This window comes from Shimia aestuarii (assembly GCF_022814865.1).
Classification (GTDB): domain Bacteria; phylum Pseudomonadota; class Alphaproteobacteria; order Rhodobacterales; family Rhodobacteraceae; genus Shimia; species Shimia aestuarii_A.
Genome location: NZ_JAKVRD010000002.1, coordinates 190,318 through 206,774, shown reverse-complemented (window position 1 = coordinate 206,774; position 16,457 = coordinate 190,318). Strand labels below are relative to the sequence as shown.

Here is a 16,457-nt window from a genome sequence, read left to right as displayed (position 1 = left end):
GCGCTTTCCCTTATCCGTAGTCACGCGCCCCGAAAATGGCCGACCCGACCCGCACATGCGTCGCCCCAAGCGCCACCGCGCGCTCAAAATCACCGCTCATCCCCATGGAAAGCCCGTCGAGCCCGTTGCGTGCTGCGATCTTGCCAAGCAACGCGAAATGCAGGCTCGGCTCTTCGTCCACCGGCGGAATGCACATCAGCCCCTTCACCGGCAGATCAAGCGCCCGGCACTCCGCGACGAATGCATCCGCCTCTGCGGGCAAAACCCCCGCCTTTTGCGGCTCTTCCCCGGTGTTCACCTGAATGAACAATTCGGGACACTGCCCCATCTCCTGCGCCAACCGCGCCAGCGTCTTGGCAAGTTTGGGCCGGTCTACCGAGTGAATCGCCTCGAATAGCTCGATCGCCTGCCGTGCCTTGTTGGTCTGAAGCGGCCCGAGGAGATGCACCTCGACACCCTCAAAACGTGCGCGGAAATCCGGCCATTTGCTCGCCGCTTCCTGCACCTTGTTTTCCCCAAAGAGACGATGCCCCTCCTCCAGAACGGCTTCGACCCGGTCATTGGGCTGCACCTTGCTCACCGCGATGAGCTTCGTCGCGCCAACCGGGCGACCGGCGACCTCTTCGGCCTTGTGAATGCGGGCTTTGATATCGGCAAGGGACATGCGCGGGTTCCTGTCTTCAACACTCACCGCTTTAAAACATTATCCCCGGCCAAAAGAAAAGGGCAGGTCCGAAGACCTGCCCTCTCTTAGGCTGTATTCTTCTTCTAAGATTAGAAGGAGAAGAGCAGACCGAGGTCGGCGCGGACAGTGTTGCCAGCTGCGCCTGCGAGCGATGCAACACCACCGCGGAGCGAGGTGCCGCCGCCCATGTTGTGCACGAAGCCCAGACCGATGTTCATGTCTTCGCCGCCCGGCACGTCAAATGCAGCGCGGGTGTCGACGTTGACATAACCTTGCAGCGAGGTTGCTGCGGAGAGGTTGTAGTTACCTGCGATACCGTATTTGGTGTCGTTGGTGCCGTTGTCAGCAACCTGAAGGGTCAGGTCGAATGCGCCGAACGAACCGCCAGCGGTGAACGCCCAGTCGGTGTCGGTCACAACGTCGGAGTCCTGAACACCCAGAGCGAAGGTGTAGTCACCCATCGAGTAGGATGCGACGATGCCGGTGCGCGAAACGCCGGAGTTCGAAGCTGCGAGGTACGCGTCGTCGAAGGTGTGGGTCAGGTGAACGCCGAAGGCGCCAGCCGAGTACACAACGTCGAAGCCGAAGCGGCCAGCTGCGCCGGAGGTGTAGAAGTCAACGCCGTAGTTGGTGACAACGTTGGCATAGCCGAGGCCGGTGAGGCCAACGGAACCAGCGTAGATACCCGGCATGTTTTCAAAGGCACCCATGATGTGACCAACCGAAACGGTCAGACCACCGGTCGAAACCCAGAAACGCGGGGTGTTGAAGCCGGCTTTGCCGAGACCCACAGCAACGGTCGAACCGGTGCCGTTGGTGACCGGGGTCAGCGAGGTGATTTTGTAGGTGTCTTCGTTGGCGTCGGCCTGGTAGCGGATCTGAGCGCCGAACGACAGACCGTTGTCCGACTCAGCGGATGCGGTCACGACGAGACGGAAACGGCTCGTGATGCGAACTTCTTCAGTTGCGCGCGAGTCGTTGTAGTCCACACCAAAGCGGGCATAGCCGCCGAACGAAACGTCTGCTGCTGCGACGCCAGCGGTGGCGACGAGAGCGGTCGTTGCGAAGAGAATCTTTTTCATGATTTTTCCCTCGGTTTTCCAATTCATGCGCCCAAGCCGGGGAATCCGACGAGGGTTGCAAGGGTGTTTCACTCTTTTCCGGCCTCTCTTGCAAGAAAACCTGCACGCCGAAATGCAATGTCGCCGAAAATGGTGCAGACATGCCACAGTCTGTTCCCCGCCGACCAATCTCTCCCGAACCAAGAAGGCGACTCTCTCCTTGCCCCGCGCGCGCCTCTTGGCTAGGACGGTATCAAAGCATTGGACGGGGCAACGTTGGCCATGACACGCAATCGCGCATTTAAATTCCTGACAGTTTCCGCACTGGTTCTTCTCGTGGCAGCCTGCGGCGGCCGCAAACAAGATCCCTACGCACAGGAACAGGCCGCGGCCGGTGACTATCTCAACCGCGATGATGTCGGCAATCCGACGGACCGCTCGACCGACGGGTCTTCCATCTGGGATATCTTTAAGGACGACAACTCCGACGTCACCGTGCGGGTGAACAAGTATATCTGGAATGCCTCGCTTGAAGTGCTGGATTTCCTGCCGGTTCAATCGGTTGACCCGTTCTCGGGCGTGATCGTGACCGGCTTTGGCACGCCCCCGGGCGGTGGCCGTTCCTACCGCGCGACCGTATACATCCGCGACCCCGCCTTGGATGCGCGCTCGCTGCACGTGGCCATGCAGACCCGTGGCGGTCGCCCGGTCGCGGCTGGCACGGTACGCGCCGTCGAAGACGCGATCCTGACACGCGCCCGCGAATTGCGGATCGCCGACGGCCGCCTCTGATCCAAACGCCGCTTTCGGCCCTTACATCGTGATCCGACCCGGCTCCATCGACGCGAGCCGGTCGATCCATTTCATCTGCTGCGGCAGGCAAACTGTCTGTAGATCGTATTTTTCCTGCGCAACTTTTCGCGCAGCCCGCCCCAGGCCCTGCGCCATGTCGCGATCCTCAAGAACCCCACACACCTCCTCGACAAGCCGATCCGGCGCGAAGAACGGAAAGAGCCGCCCGGTTTCACCGTGATGGATCGCCTCGTGTAGCGGCGCCGTATCGCTTGCCACAATCGGCACGCCCGCACTCATCGCCTCGATGAGCGACCAGCTCAGGACGAACGGATAGGTGAGGTAGACATGCGCACTTGAAACCTGCAACAGGCTCAGGAACTGATCGTAGGGCACCCGGCCCAGGAAATGCACCCGCTGCCAATCCGGCGTCGCGATCCGCCCGCGCACCTCGTCGATGTAGATCTGCTTCCATGTCCGCCCCTTTGGCGGCTTCGCCCCGTAGGAGACCTCATCGCCCCCAACAAGAACAACCCGCGCCTTGGGGCGTTCCTTAAGAAGCTGCGGTAAGGCGCGCATAAAGATATGGTAGCCGCGATAGGGTTCGAGGTTGCGGTTGACGAAGGTAATGACCTCATCCTGCGCCGTGACCGACACCCCATCACCAAGATCAAGAACCGCCTCCGCGTTCGGCCGCACGATCTCCGTGTCGATCCCGTCATGAATCACGGTGATCCGGTCACGGAACGCCTCTGGATAGGTGTTGGCCTGAAACTCGGTCGGGCTGATCCCAAGGTCGCCGACCTCGAGATGCATCATATTGTTGAGGTTCTTGACTCGAAGCCGCATCGCCTCCAACTCCGGCATCTTCTGCGGGAATTCCGGATCGAACCCCATGTCGCCATCGTGGGTGGTATAGTAGAGCTCATAATAAAGGCCGATCCGTGCATTGGGCCAAAGATCGCGCAGGAACATCGATTCGCCCCAACCCGGATGCGCCACGATCAGGTCCGGCTCAAATCCCTGCGCCTTCATTTCCCGCGCCGCGAGATAGCAGGATTCCCCGCGCAGCAGCTTGGATTCGAAATCAACAAGCCACGGATGCAGCCCCTCGCCCGGTTTGCGCCGAATACGGTAGGGGACAAGTTGGACACCGCGCCAATCGGTTGGCGTCTCAACCCTCAGGGTCAAAGCCACGCATTTGTGCCCCGCCCGCGCCAGCGCAGGCGCCAAATGCTTATATTGACCGGGAAAATTCTGGTGAATGAAAAGGATATTCATACGGGCGCACTTTCACGACTTGCCAGTTCTCCTTCTTCTAACGCGCCGGCCCCGACACGACCAGCACCGCATCTCGTGCATTTGACTTCTGCTTGGGGAAAATACCTCGGAGCGCGAGGCAGCGCCTCGCACTCGCCTGTCCCTGGCCTGCATCGCAGGACGGGGGCAGGCACCCAATGCGCGCGCCGTGGCGCGCTCCTTTGAAAAACCGCCCCAAAGCCACGCTCGCGGGCGAAATCGCGCGAAATTCGCGCCACTGGGCCTAGACCCCGGCCCTGCCTGCGCCTATCACGCTCTGCAACGCTGAAACGCCTGATTACTGACGAAAGGTGCACCCATGTCGCGCTATATCGCCGCCGATATCGAAGCCAAGTGGCAGGATGCCTGGGCCGGGGCCGAGAGCTTCAAGGCCGTCCGGGACGAGACCAAGCCGAAATACTATGTCCTCGAGATGTTCCCCTACCCCTCGGGCAAATTGCACATGGGGCACGTGCGCAACTACACGATGGGCGACGTGATCGCGCGCTATAAGATATCGACCGGCCATAACGTGCTGCACCCGATGGGGTTTGACGCCTTCGGCATGCCCGCCGAAAACGCCGCCATGGCGTCCGGCGGCCATCCCAAGGACTGGACCTATTCCAACATCGACACGATGGTCGATCAGATGAAGCCCTTGGGCCTCTCGCTCGACTGGTCGCGCATGTTCGCCACCTGTGACCCCGAATATTACGGTCAGCAACAGGCCCTCTTCCTCGATTTCCTCGATGAAGGCCTCGTTTACCGCAAGAACGCCGTGGTGAACTGGGATCCGGTCGACATGACCGTGCTCGCCAACGAACAGGTCGAAAATGGCCGCGGCTGGCGCTCTGGTGCTCTGGTCGAACGGCGCGAGTTGACGCAATGGTTCTTCAAAATCTCCGACATGTCCGAGGAACTGCTCTCGGCGCTGGACGGGCTCGAAAACTGGCCCGCCAAGGTCCGTCTGATGCAGGAGAACTGGATCGGCAAATCCCGCGGCCTGCAATTCTCCTTTGAACGCACCGACGATGCCGACCCGATCACCGTCTATACGACCCGCCCCGACACGCTCATGGGCGCATCCTTCGTCGGCATTTCTCCCGATCACCCGATTGCCAAAGATCTCGAGGCCCAAAACCCCGAGATCGCAGAATTCGTCGCCGAGTGCCGCAAGGGCGGCACCACCGAGGAAGCCATCGAGACGGGCGAGAAGCTCGGCTACGACACGGGTATCCGCGTGCGTCACCCGCTGAACCCCGACTGGGAACTCCCGGTCTGGATCGCGAACTTCATCCTGATGGATTACGGCACCGGCGCGATCTTCGCCTGCCCCGCCCACGACCAGCGCGACCTCGATTTCTGCCGCAAGTATGACCTGCCGGTGATCGACACCTTCCTCGCGCTCGACGATCCCAAACCCGTCGAGAAAGAGGCCTTCGTGCCGCCGAAAACCGAAAAGGTGAAATGGCTCGACCATTTTGCCGGTCTCGACGAGGCCACCGGCGAAGAGGCCATCGCCGCCACCATCGACAAGGCCGAGGCCGAAGGCTGGGGCGAAGGCGTCACCAAATATCGCCTGCGCGATTGGGGTCTGTCGCGTCAGCGCTATTGGGGCTGCCCGATTCCTGTCGTGCATTGCGAGAAATGTGGCGTAGTGCCCGAGAAGAAAGAGAACCTGCCGATTGAGCTGCCCTACGACGAGGGCGGCAAACCGATCGACTTCTCTGTGCCCGGCAACCCGCTCGACCGGCACCCGTCCTGGCGCGACTGTGCCTGCCCGTCCTGCGGCGCCCCGGCACAGCGCGAGACCGACACCATGGATACCTTCGTCGATAGCTCGTGGTATTTCGCCCGCTTCACCGCCCCGCGCGCCACAACACCGACGGATATGGCCGAAGCCGAGTATTGGATGAACGTCGACCAGTATATCGGCGGCATCGAACACGCGATTCTGCACCTGCTCTATTCACGCTTCTTCGCCCGCGCCATGCATATCTGCGGCCACCTGCCGGAGAAGTCCAAAGAGCCGTTCGACGCGCTCTTTACCCAGGGCATGGTGACCCACGCGATCTATAAGAACGCCGAGCGCACCGACGAGAACGGCCGCGCGATCTATCACTACCCGGCCGAAGTCGAGGAGCGTGACGGCGGCGTGTTCGTCAAGGACACCGGCGAGACGGTCGAGGTCATCCCCTCCGCCAAAATGTCGAAGTCCAAAAACAACGTGGTGGACCCGCTCAACATCATCTCCTCTTACGGCGCCGACACCGCGCGTTGGTTCGTGCTCTCCGATTCGCCGCCCGAGCGTGACGTGGAATGGACAGCCTCCGGTGCCGAAGCCGCGGCCAAGCATTTGGCCCGCGTTCACCGCATCGCCTCCGAGATCGCAGCCTCCGACGCTGCGGACAACGGCGCGGATGAAGACCTGCTGCGCGAAATGCACAAAGCGATCCGCGATGTGACCCTCGGCATCGAAAGCTTCGGCTTCAACGCCTCCATCGCCAAGCTCTACGCCTTCACCAACACGCTCGCCAAATCCAAGGCCGGCGCGTCCGCGAAACGCAAAGCCGCCCTCGCGCTGGCACAGCTCATGTCGCCAATGACCCCGCACCTCTCCGAGGAAATCTGGGGCATGCTCGGCGGAGACGGCATGATCGTCGACGCGGCTTGGCCCGAAGCTGACGAATCGATGCTGGTCGAGGAGAACGTCACCCTCCCGATCCAGATCAACGGCAAACGCCGCGGTGAAATCAGCGTTCCCAAGGATATGGCGAAGGAAGAGGTTGAAAAACTTGCGCTCGCACACGAAGCTGTCACTCGTGCGCTGGATGGGGCCCAGCCCAAGAAACTCATCGTCGTCCCCGGCCGGATCGTGAATGTCGTCATTTAACCGTCGCACTGTTCTTCTGTCCCTGACCGCCGCCAGCGGGCTCACGCTCGCGGGCTGCGGCTTCGAGCCTGTCTATGGCAGCGGAGGAAGCGCCTCGCGGTTCCTCAACCAGATCACGGTGGATGCGCCGACCGACAACCGAAGCTACCTGCTGACGCGCGAGCTTGAGGACCGCCTCGGACGGAACCTGAACGGTGCCTATGGCCTCTCGATCTCGCTCAGCACCTTCGAGGACAGCGCCGGACGCACGATCACTGGCGCCACCTCGCGCTATAACATGATCGGCGAGGCGACCTTTGCGCTACGGGATCTCGCAACCGGCGAAGTGCTGACCTCCGGCAAGACGAAGAACTATGTCGGGTATTCCGCGACCGGTTCAACCGTGGCCACCGTTGCCTCCCGCGAAGACGCAACAGAACGCCTGATGGTGATCCTCACGGATCAGATCGTCGCCAACCTTCTCGCCTACGCGGCCCAAAACGCGCAATGAAACTTTCGGCGCGCGACGCAGGCCGGTATTTCTCCAAACCCGATGCCGACCGCACCGGAATCCTGATCTACGGCCCCGATACAATGCGCATCGCGCTCAAGCGGCAGGAACTTGTCGCCGCGCTGATCGGCCCCGCGGGCGAAGAGGAAATGCGCCTGTCACGCATCCCGGCGGGTGATCTGCGCAAAGACCCGGCACGCCTTGGAGATGCAATCAAGGAAGTGAGCTTCTTCCCCGGCCCCCGTGTCGCCTTTGTCGAGGACGCCAACGACACTGCCGCGCCGTCGATCCTTGCCGCGCTCGAAGACTGGGCGCCGGGCGATGCCCAGATCATCGTGACCGCAGGCCAACTCAAGGCCACCTCCAAGATCCGCAAAGCCTTCGAGGGCCACCCCAACGCCTATGCCGTGGGCCTCTACAACGATCCGCCCACCCGCGAAGAGATCGAGGCCGACCTCGCCCGCTCTGGCCTGCGCGAGATCACCCCCGACGCGATGACCGATCTCTCCAACCTCGCGCGCGAACTCGAACCCGGCGATTTCCGCCAGACGCTCGAGAAACTGGCGCTCTACAAGCTTGGCGATACCACCCCAGTGTCGAGCGAGGATGTCGAGGCCTCGGCCCCCGTCTCAACCGAGGCGGTTCTTGATGATGTGCTCAACATCACCGCCGAAGGCCGCGCGCCCGATCTTGGCCCGGTCTTGCGCAAGCTTCAGGCGCAAGGCGTGAACCCGGTGACGCTCTGTATCGGGGCGACTCGCCATTTCCGCGCGCTCTACACCGCGGCCTCCGATCCCGGCGGCGCATCCGCAGGCATCGCCCGTATGCGTCCGCCAATCTTCGGCCCGCGCCGCGACCGCATGCTACGCCAGGCGCAGGGCTGGGGCGCGGCGAAGCTCGAACAGGCACTCACCATCCTGACGGATACCGATCTGCAACTGCGGTCTGCCGGGCAACGCGCACCCGCTATGGCGCTTGTCGAACGCACCCTTCTGCGCCTCTCGATGCTGGCGCGCCGCTAACCTGCCGACGCATCCCCCAAAGAAGAAACGCCCCCGCGACCCTACGTCCTGACTTGTCGTCGCGCTCTTGGGGCGGCACTTTCCTTCTCGAGGATTTTCAGGGAGGACAGGACATGTATGAAATCATCGGAAGCCCCACCAGCCGCGCCTTTCGCGTTATGTGGATGCTCGAGGAATTGGGCGAACCCTATAAGGTGCAAAAGGAGCAGCCCCGCTCCGAGGCCGTAAAGGCGCTCAACCCGTCGGGCAAAATCCCCGTCTTCAAGGATGGCGACGATGTCATCACCGACTCGACCGCGATCATGACCTATCTCGCCGACAAGCACGGCGCGCTGACCTTTCCCGCCGGAACGCTTGACCGTGCGCGTCAGGATGCGCTCACCCACTGCATCCTCGACGAGATCGACGCCGTGCTCTGGACCGCCGCGCGCCATACCTTTGTCCTGCCCGAGGAGAAACGCCTGCCTGCGATCAAGGACTCGCTCAAATGGGAATATGAGCGCACGATCAATCGCCTGATGGAAAGCCTCGAGGGGCCGTATCTCATGGGCGAGACTTTCACGATCGCCGACATCCTACTCGCCCATTGTGGGACTTGGGCGCGCTCCGCTGGCTTCCCATCGGACAACGCGCGCTTTGCCGAATATGTCAAAGCCTGCCGCGCCCGCCCGGCATTTCAAAAGCTCACCGGCAAATAACGCACCACCGCGTTACAGACGCGATACCGACGTAATACTGACGTTGGTTTTCGCGGTAAACCGGGCGGCCTCCCGCCCGGCCCAAAGCCCCGTCGCAAGGCACGCCGTCAGGAGGTATCCACCCGTTGGCGCCTCCCAATCGAGCATCTCTCCGGCGGCAAACACCCCCGGCATGTGACGTAGCATGAGCGCGGAATCGAGCGCGTCAAACCGGATGCCGCCCGCCGTCGAAATCGCTTCGTCCATCGGGCGCGGGCCATCATGGGGAATGTGTAACTCTTTGAGAACAGGCGCCAAATCCTCCGGCAAGGGCCGCGCGAACTCCATCAGGAGCGCTTGTTTCACCGGGTCGAGCTTCAGTGTCTTGCGCAGGTGATTGCCAAGGCTCGCCTTGCCGCGTGGCCGGGCAAGACGTCTGCGGATTTCGGCCTCGCTCAGATCGGGCAAGAGATCGACCGACAAGGCCGCGCCGTCGCGCACCTCACGCGACACCGCATAGATTCCGCCGCCCTCAATCCCTTGTGAAGACACAATAAATTCCCCACGCACCGAGGTTCCCCCGGCGCTGAGGCGCACCGATTTCACCGGCGCGCCAAAGTGCTTTTCCATATGCGGCGACCAATCGACGACAAAGCCCATATTGGCGGGCTGGAATGGGGCGGTGTCTATCTTGAGAAACCCGGCCCATGCCCCGTCTGACCCAAGCCGCGCCCAACTCGCCCCACCACAGGCCAAGACCGTGACCCCCGGCCGCAAGACCTGCCGCCCCTCAGGCGTATCGAACACAAAGCCGTCCTCAACCCCAACCCATCGCCACCGCGTGCGAAGCGCGACGCCCCGCGCCCCAAGCCGCGCAAGCCACGCCCGCAAGAGTGGTGAGGCCTTCATGCTCTTGGGGAACACCCGCCCGCTCGACCCTGTGAACATCTCCTGCCCAAGCCCCTCGGCCCAAGCCGTCGCTTCAGCCGGCCCAAACGCCTCGAGCATCGGATGAAGCTCCGTTGCCGCCGTGCCGTAGGCCTCGATAAACTTCTGAAACGGCTCATCTTTTGTCAGGTTCAGGCCGGATTTCCCCGCCATCAATAACTTGCGCGCCACTGAGGGTTTCGCCTCGGCAACGACCACCGGAACGCCCGCCTCAGACAGCGCCTCCGCCGCCATGAGCCCCGCCGGACCACCCCCTATGACGAGCGCGAAACTCATGCCTCCGGCGCGCGCTGGTCGCGCAGCTCGACGACGCGGTGCGGATAGGGAATCTCGATGTCATGGGCCTTGAGCGCGTTCCAGATCGCGAAGAGAACCCGGGGCGTGAACTTGTTCTTGCCGTCGTCGATCCCGTTGACCCAGAACTCGACTGCAAAATCCACCCCGCTATCTCCAAAGCCGCGCAATTCGCAATCCGGGTCAAGCGCGCCGCCCTCGCCCCCCGAAAGCACGAAATCGAGCTTGCCAACCGCCTCTTCGATGATCCCCGGCACCCGGTTGATATCTGTGTCATAGCTGACAGAGAACGGCGCCTCATAGCGGTTGGCAGAGCCGCTATCGGAATAGTTGACCACCCGCGTGGTGATGAAATCTTCGTTCGGTACGACGATCCATTTGCCGTCATAGGTCTCAAGAATCGCGGCCCGCGCAGTCATCTTGACGATGGTGCCCGCCTCGCCGCCATCAAGCTCGACATAATCGCCGACCGTCGCCTGCCCTTCGAGTAAGAGGATAATGCCGGAGATAAAGTTCGACGCGATCTTCTGTAGGCCAAAGCCGAGGCCAACACCGATCGCCCCCGTAAGAACCGCAAGCGAGGTGAGCGAGATCCCCATGATGTTCATCACAAGCAGGAAGGCGACACCGAAGATCGCGATCTCCGTCGCCTTTGCGGCAAGCTCGCGCATGGCCGGGCGCATCTCTTGCTGCGACTTGATGAAGGCCGAGGATTGATCGTTCGACCATCGCCCGAGCCAGAAAATCGCGCCGCCCACGATGACAAAGCGGATCAGGAACAATAGCGAGAAGGACAGGTTGCCAAGTGGCAGAACCGTCGCATCAAGCCACGCCATCACATCATCCAAAAGCCCCACCGCATAAAGCGCGGCGACCGGAAGGAGGAAATACCGCCCCAGCACCCGCAGAAGCGGATCCTCGATGATCTCGCGCACGAGGATCCGCGCAGCAAGAAGCATGAAAACTCGCTTGCCAAAGGCGATGACCTCACCCGATCCAAAAAGCGACCGCGTGACGCTCTCGCCGATCCCGGTCAGCCCATAAGCCACAAGCGGTAGCAGAAGCGGCGCGAACATCAGAAGGAACCGCCGTGCCTTGGCGAAGGCGCTATCCTGCCCCTCGGGTGGGGACAGGTATTTCTCGATCAGGGGCCGGAACCGCTTGGTCAGGTAGAGCGCCGCCACATAGGCCACGAGGAGGAGCGCGAACTGCGTCCATGCGGCGGGGCTCAGGAGCCACCCCTTGGCAAGATCCACCCCCTGAAGCGCATAGCTGCGGATGGTTTCCAAAAGTTGTGATTGATCCACTCTGCGAACCCCTTGAGACTACTGATACGCGCGCCATCCTCTTGCACGACGCCTCAATCGACTCAAGGAAAACCCTGTGTCAGACCCTGTTTGCCCGCTCTGCGACCGCCCGATCCCGCCGGACGCCCGCCAGAGCCACCATCACCTGATCCCCCGCCTCAAGGGCGGCAAACATGGGCCAACCGTGCTCTTGCACCAGATCTGCCACAACGAGATCCACGCGACGCTAAGCGAGGCCGAGCTCGCCCGCGACTATGCCACGGTTGAGGCCCTGCGCGCCCATCCGCGTCTTGCGAAATTCATCCGCTGGATCGCCAAACGCCCGCCGGGGTTTCATTCGAAAACCCCCGGTCCCCGCCGCAAGCGCTAAGCCTGCGCTTCCTCTTGCCCAAAATATCCCGGGGTGAATTGGCCGCTTGCGGCCAAGAGGGGCTGGCCCCTCCCCACGTTAGGCACACATCCCCTTGATTCCACGCGCGATCTCCGGCTTCGCGGCGAGCGTATCCGTCGCGATCTCGCGGGCCGCGTCGAGGAGGGCATCCGGCGCGACAATCCGGTCCACGAGACCGAAGGAAAGCGCCTCATCCACCATGATCTTCTGCCCGCCCATGAGGATGAGCTTGGCACGGCTCGGCCCGACGAGCGCGGCCATGCGCGCCGGATCCGAGGGTTGCGGCAAGTAGCCGAGCTTCATCACCGGGTAGAAAAACTTGGCCCCTGGCACCGCAAGCCGCAGGTCACAGGCAAGCGCCATGCCCATCGCGCCACCCGCCAGCGTCCCGTTCAGCGCTGCGATGGTGAGGCCGGGAAGCTTCGCGATATTGCCAGAAAGCCGCTCCCAGACAGGCGAGGTCGCAAGCCCCGCACGCGCCTCATCAAGATCCGCCCCGGCTGAGAATACCTTGCCCTTGCCGGTCAGGATCAACACCTTCGCCTCAACCGCAGCCTCCGCGATATCGGCCAGTTCCTCGAGCATCGCACTGGTGAGCGAATTGGCCTTATCCGGGCGATTGATCGTCGCGATCCAAAGCCCGCTTTCTTCTTTTTGAAGCTCGATCATATCAGCCCCACCGCCTTTCTGATGCTTTCATCGCGCAGCGAAATTTCGTCCCCGAGCCAATCATCACCGCCCGGTCCGCACATCCACAGGAGGCATTTCGCGGGCCAATCCGGCGGGATATGGTCGGACCAGTCAAGCTGGCTCACCGGGTTGATACCGCTTGCTTTGATCTCGCGCTGCATCTCTGTCGCCACGGTGCCCGGCGAAAGGCCGATGGCGCGGATGCCCTTGTCGCGCGCTTCCTTGTCGATACAGCGCGTGAGCATGTTCACCGCCGCCTTGGAGGCGCAGTAGTGGCTCCACGCTTCGACCGGGCCATGCGCCGCGCCCGAGGAAATCGTCAGGATCGACCCGCCGCCATTGGCCTCCATGACCGGCATCGCCGCGCGCATCCCGTGATAAACGCCCTTGAGGTTGATATCGATCACCTGCCCCCAACCGTCCGGGTCCGAGGCGTCTAGATGCGAAATCGGCTCGATCACGCCTGCGTTGTTGATGAGAACGTCGAGCCCGCCAAACGTCTCGACGGCTTTATCGACCGCGGCCTGCACCGAGGCATAGTCGGCCACGTCGCAGGACACGGCGATGGCCTTCTCGCCGATCTCTGCCGCGATGCGTTCGATTTCTTTCGCGCCGCGCGCCACGAGCACGACATTCGCGCCGGCCTCGGCAAAAATATGCGCCGCCGACTCGCCGATACCCCGACTTGCACCCGTTATGAGCACTGTTTTTCCCTGCATCGTCATCTTGGTCTTTCCCCTCTCGCGCTGGTTCTCCTTTTGGTAGACCGCCCCGCCCCGCAGGTCCAGTCACCGCGCTCTTGTTCCCTGCGATCCGCCCACGCACTTGCGCCTTGACCTATCCCGGTCTACCTCAAGAGAAACGCTTTCCGGGGGGCCCATGAGCAAAGACCTACAATCGCTGACCGAAGCGCTGCTCTCTGCGGCCCGCGCCGCCGGGGCCGAAAACGCCGATGCCATCGCATCGCGCGGCACCTCCGTCTCTATCGACGTGCGCAACGGCACCCTGGAACAGGCCGAACGTTCCGAAGGGGTCGATATCGGATTGCGCGTGTTGATCGGCCAGCGACAGGCAAATGTGTCGGCCTCTGACACCTCCCCCGCAACGCTCACCATGCTCGCCGAACGTGCGGTCGCGATGGCCAAGGAAGCACCGGAAGATCCCTATATCGGCCTCGCCGACCCGTCCGAGATCACCCACGAGACCGACGCCACGGCGCTCGAGCTTGCCGATCCGACACCCGAGCCCGATCCCGCCACCCTTCAGGCCGATGCCGAAGCCGCCGAGGCCGCGGCCTTCGCCATCTCCGGCGTGACACAGGTCCAATCCGCGAGCGCCGGCTATAGCGCGAGCGAGGTCTTCCTCGCCGCGACCAACGGCTTTTCCGGTGGCTACCGCCGCACAAGCCGCAACCTCTCCTGCCTCGCCATCGCAGGAACCGGCGACGGGATGGAGCGGGACTATGACGGCGAGGGCCGCATCTTTCAGGCCGACCTGCGCAGCCCCGAGGACATTGGCCGCGTGGCCGGAGAACGCACCGTGGCCCGCCTTGGTGCGGTGCAGCCCCCCACAGGCGCCTACCCGGTCCTCTTCGATGAGCGCATCTCCTCGACGCTGATCGGCCATCTTCTTGGCGCCGCCAACGGCGCCTCCGTAGCACGCGGCCAGTCCTTCCTGCGCGACCGACTTGGCGAACAGGTTCTGCCTGCCGGGATCGACCTCTTTGAGGATCCGCACCGTCCGCGCGTCCCCGGCTCGCGGCTGTTCGACGCCGAGGGCCTCGCGACCCGCACGCGCAAGATCGTGGACAATGGTGTTCTGACGGGGTGGACCCTCGATCTCGCCACCGCGCGCAAACTCGGCCTCGAGACGACAGCCAACGCCGCGCGCGGGATTTCCTCGCCCCCCTCGCCCTCGACATGGAACGTCGCGATGACGCAGTCGGACCGAACCCGCGACGACCTGATGCGCGACATGGGAACGGGCCTCCTCGTGACCTCGCTGATTGGCTCTACGATCAACCCCAACACGGGCGACTATTCGCGCGGGGCGTCGGGCTTCTGGGTCGAAAATGGCGAGATCGCCTACCCGGTCAACGAATGCACCATCGCGGGCAATCTGCATGACATGCTGCGCGCCCTCGTGCCCGCCAATGACGCCCGGACCTACCTGTCGCGCGTCGTGCCCTCGCTGCTTGTCGAAGGGATGACCCTTGCCGGCAAGTGATGATCTCACCCTCCTGATCGAGGCCGCGCGCGAGGCCGGCAAAATCGCCCTGCGCTATACCGGCCCCGAGGCGCGTGTCTGGGACAAGCCGGGCGGCGCTGGCCCGGTGACCGAGGCCGACCTCGCCGTCAACGCCATGCTCGAACGCGAGCTGCAGGCGGCGCGGCCCTCCTATGGCTGGCTGAGCGAAGAAACCGAAGACAACGCCGACCGTCTCGGGCGCGAGCAGGTCTTCATCGTTGATCCACTCGACGGCACCCGAAGCTTCATGGAAGGCGCGCGCACTTGGGCGCATGCCCTTGCCACCGTTGCACATGGCGAGGTGCAGGCCGCCGTGATCTACCTTCCGATGATGGACAAGCTCTATAGCGCGGCCAAGGGCGCAGGTGCGTTCCTCAATGGCGAACCGATCGCACCATCCTCCCGTGATAGCCTTCTCGGCGCGTCGATCCTCGCCGCACGTCCCGCCCTCGCGCCAGAACACTGGCGCCGCGTGCCGGACATCAAGCGCAGCCATCGCCCCTCTCTCGCCTACCGCACCGCGCTCGTTGCCGAAGGGCGCTACGATGCGATGCTGACACTACGGCCAACGTGGGAATGGGATATCGCCGCTGGTGACCTCATCCTTCGCGAGGCAGGTGCGGCCACCTCCGATCGCTACGGCGCGCGACTGCGCTTCAACAACGCCGATCCGCGCCAGATGGGTATGGTTGCCGCACCACGCGCCCTGCACGAGAACCTGACCGGCGCGCTCGCCCCCAAAGGCGCTGTGCCGCGTTTCTGATGCCGGGGATCAAGGCCTTTCGGAAGGCCTTGGTCACGCGCCTAGCCCCGGCGATACCGCTCGACGAACTTGCGCAGGATGCGCTCGGGCGCATGCACATCCGCCGCTCGGCACATGGCGACAAGGCGCTCTGCATCCTCTGGCGGGAAATAGCCCCGGTGCTTGTAAATCCCGATACGCACCTCGAACCCGTCGCTATCAGCCTCTGGGTGGAACTGTGTCGCATAAACGTTCTCACCATAGCGGATCATCTGATAGGGGCAGGTCGGCGACTCCACGAGATGCACACACCCCTCGGGCAGCCTCTGCATGGCCTCCTTGTGACCGACGAACGCCTCGAACCGCTCGGGCATCCCCTGAAGAAGCAGATCGCTCCGCCCGGCCTCCGTCAGTCGGCAATCCGACGTGCCGACCGCCTCGGAGAAGTTCTCCTTCGACACAGCCTTAGCGAGGTGATGGCCAAGGATGCCGATACCGTAGCAACAGCCCATAAAGGGAAAATCCCGCGCCGTGATCTCGGGCATGAGGCTCATCACCGCGTCCTCGATCTGTTTCTCGACCGGAGATTTCTTTTCCACCGGATCGCTGACACATCCCGGACCGCCCCCGACGATGACCGCGCTATAGTCTTCAAGGTCGAGCCCATCCGGCAACGGAGCCTGATCAAGGCGGATACGCACAACCTCCCCGGCCTCGAGCCCACCCTTGCGCAGGATGGCGGCAAACTCGTCGTCCGAGGCTTCGGTCTCGGGGCGCAATTGCAGAATGAGAAAGGGCTTCATGGCAAATCCGGCAAAAGAAGGTCCGCTTGGCACCTGCCGCATCCCCGCCCGCAGGTCAAGCGCGCCACCCTGTCGAAAATTGACGCAAGCGCTGATCTTGCAGCCCATTCGGCAAA

General features: G+C 62.9%; 16 protein-coding genes. 8 read left to right on the top strand and 8 right to left on the bottom strand.

All coding sequences use genetic code 11. The annotated features are described in order from the left end of the window. Window positions 1-10: 10 nt before the first annotated feature. Both MK745_RS03125 and MK745_RS03120 read right to left on the bottom strand, forming a co-directional pair. Window positions 11-664: a YggS family pyridoxal phosphate-dependent enzyme gene (locus tag MK745_RS03125; RefSeq protein WP_243611803.1), complete on the bottom strand. Its 654-nt coding sequence runs from the start codon at window positions 662-664 to the stop codon at window positions 11-13. A gap of 110 nt (window positions 665-774) precedes the next feature. Then, window positions 775-1,767, bottom strand: a complete 993-nt coding sequence (locus tag MK745_RS03120; protein ID WP_243611802.1) for a porin — start codon at window positions 1,765-1,767, stop codon at window positions 775-777. Window positions 1,768-2,028: 261 nt separating this feature from the next. Here MK745_RS03120 and MK745_RS03115 point away from each other — a divergent pair, with 261 nt between their 5' ends. Then, window positions 2,029-2,538, top strand: a complete 510-nt coding sequence (locus MK745_RS03115; protein ID WP_243611801.1) for a DUF3576 domain-containing protein — start codon at window positions 2,029-2,031, stop codon at window positions 2,536-2,538. Window positions 2,539-2,559: 21 nt separating this feature from the next. Here MK745_RS03115 and MK745_RS03110 read toward each other — a convergent pair whose 3' ends face one another. Further along, window positions 2,560-3,819 (bottom strand): glycosyltransferase family 4 protein, encoded by a 1,260-nt coding sequence (locus MK745_RS03110; protein WP_243611800.1) that lies wholly within the window; start codon window positions 3,817-3,819, stop codon window positions 2,560-2,562. A gap of 337 nt (window positions 3,820-4,156) precedes the next feature. On the opposite strand from MK745_RS03110, the gene leuS reads away from it, so the two are divergent. From leuS to MK745_RS03090, 4 genes are all read left to right on the top strand, one after another. Beyond that, window positions 4,157-6,730 carry a leucine--tRNA ligase gene (leuS, locus tag MK745_RS03105; RefSeq protein ID WP_243611799.1) on the top strand — a complete coding sequence of 858 codons (2,574 nt, stop codon included), beginning with the start codon at window positions 4,157-4,159 and terminating at the stop codon, window positions 6,728-6,730. Further along, window positions 6,717-7,220, top strand: a complete 504-nt coding sequence (lptE, locus tag MK745_RS03100; protein WP_243611798.1) for an LPS assembly lipoprotein LptE — start codon at window positions 6,717-6,719, stop codon at window positions 7,218-7,220. The genes leuS and lptE overlap by 14 nt, the downstream gene beginning before the upstream one ends. Continuing rightward, complete coding sequence (gene holA, locus MK745_RS03095; RefSeq protein ID WP_243611797.1) at window positions 7,217-8,242, top strand: DNA polymerase III subunit delta; 1,026 nt, start codon at window positions 7,217-7,219, stop codon at window positions 8,240-8,242. The genes lptE and holA overlap by 4 nt, the downstream gene beginning before the upstream one ends. A 113-nt stretch (window positions 8,243-8,355) precedes the next feature. Beyond that, a complete protein-coding gene (locus tag MK745_RS03090; protein WP_243611796.1) occupies window positions 8,356-8,940 on the top strand; it encodes a glutathione S-transferase family protein in 585 nt (194 codons plus the stop codon). 12 nt (window positions 8,941-8,952) lie between these two features. Here the strand turns inward: MK745_RS03090 and MK745_RS03085 are convergent, their stop codons facing one another. Together MK745_RS03085 and MK745_RS03080 are read right to left on the bottom strand one after the other, a co-directional pair. Then, window positions 8,953-10,143, bottom strand: a complete 1,191-nt coding sequence (locus MK745_RS03085) for a TIGR03862 family flavoprotein (RefSeq protein ID WP_243611795.1) — start codon at window positions 10,141-10,143, stop codon at window positions 8,953-8,955. Continuing rightward, entirely contained in the window at window positions 10,140-11,468 is a 1,329-nt protein-coding gene (locus MK745_RS03080; RefSeq protein ID WP_243611794.1) for a mechanosensitive ion channel family protein, read from the bottom strand. Before MK745_RS03080 ends, MK745_RS03085 begins: the two co-directional genes overlap by 4 nt. A gap of 76 nt (window positions 11,469-11,544) precedes the next feature. Here MK745_RS03080 and MK745_RS03075 point away from each other — a divergent pair, with 76 nt between their 5' ends. Further along, on the top strand, window positions 11,545-11,838 hold the full coding sequence (locus MK745_RS03075) for an HNH endonuclease (RefSeq protein WP_243611793.1): 294 nt from the start codon (window positions 11,545-11,547) through the stop codon (window positions 11,836-11,838). A 78-nt stretch (window positions 11,839-11,916) separates the two neighbouring features. Here the strand turns inward: MK745_RS03075 and MK745_RS03070 are convergent, their stop codons facing one another. Together MK745_RS03070 and MK745_RS03065 are read right to left on the bottom strand one after the other, a co-directional pair. Beyond that, window positions 11,917-12,528, bottom strand: a complete 612-nt coding sequence (locus tag MK745_RS03070; protein WP_243611792.1) for an enoyl-CoA hydratase/isomerase family protein — start codon at window positions 12,526-12,528, stop codon at window positions 11,917-11,919. Beyond that, on the bottom strand, window positions 12,525-13,274 hold the full coding sequence (locus MK745_RS03065; protein ID WP_243611791.1) for an SDR family oxidoreductase: 750 nt from the start codon (window positions 13,272-13,274) through the stop codon (window positions 12,525-12,527). The genes MK745_RS03070 and MK745_RS03065 overlap by 4 nt, the downstream gene beginning before the upstream one ends. 154 nt (window positions 13,275-13,428) lie before the next feature. On the opposite strand from MK745_RS03065, the gene MK745_RS03060 reads away from it, so the two are divergent. Both MK745_RS03060 and MK745_RS03055 read left to right on the top strand, forming a co-directional pair. After that, on the top strand, window positions 13,429-14,775 hold the full coding sequence (locus MK745_RS03060; protein ID WP_243611790.1) for a TldD/PmbA family protein: 1,347 nt from the start codon (window positions 13,429-13,431) through the stop codon (window positions 14,773-14,775). After that, window positions 14,762-15,559, top strand: coding sequence for a 3'(2'),5'-bisphosphate nucleotidase CysQ (locus MK745_RS03055; protein ID WP_243611789.1), 798 nt, complete (start codon window positions 14,762-14,764; stop codon window positions 15,557-15,559). The genes MK745_RS03060 and MK745_RS03055 overlap by 14 nt, the downstream gene beginning before the upstream one ends. Before the next feature lie 41 nt (window positions 15,560-15,600). On the opposite strand, the gene MK745_RS03050 is transcribed toward MK745_RS03055, so the two are convergent. Further along, complete coding sequence (locus MK745_RS03050; protein ID WP_243611788.1) at window positions 15,601-16,341, bottom strand: glutamine amidotransferase; 741 nt, start codon at window positions 16,339-16,341, stop codon at window positions 15,601-15,603. Between the last annotated feature and the right edge of the window lie 116 nt (window positions 16,342-16,457).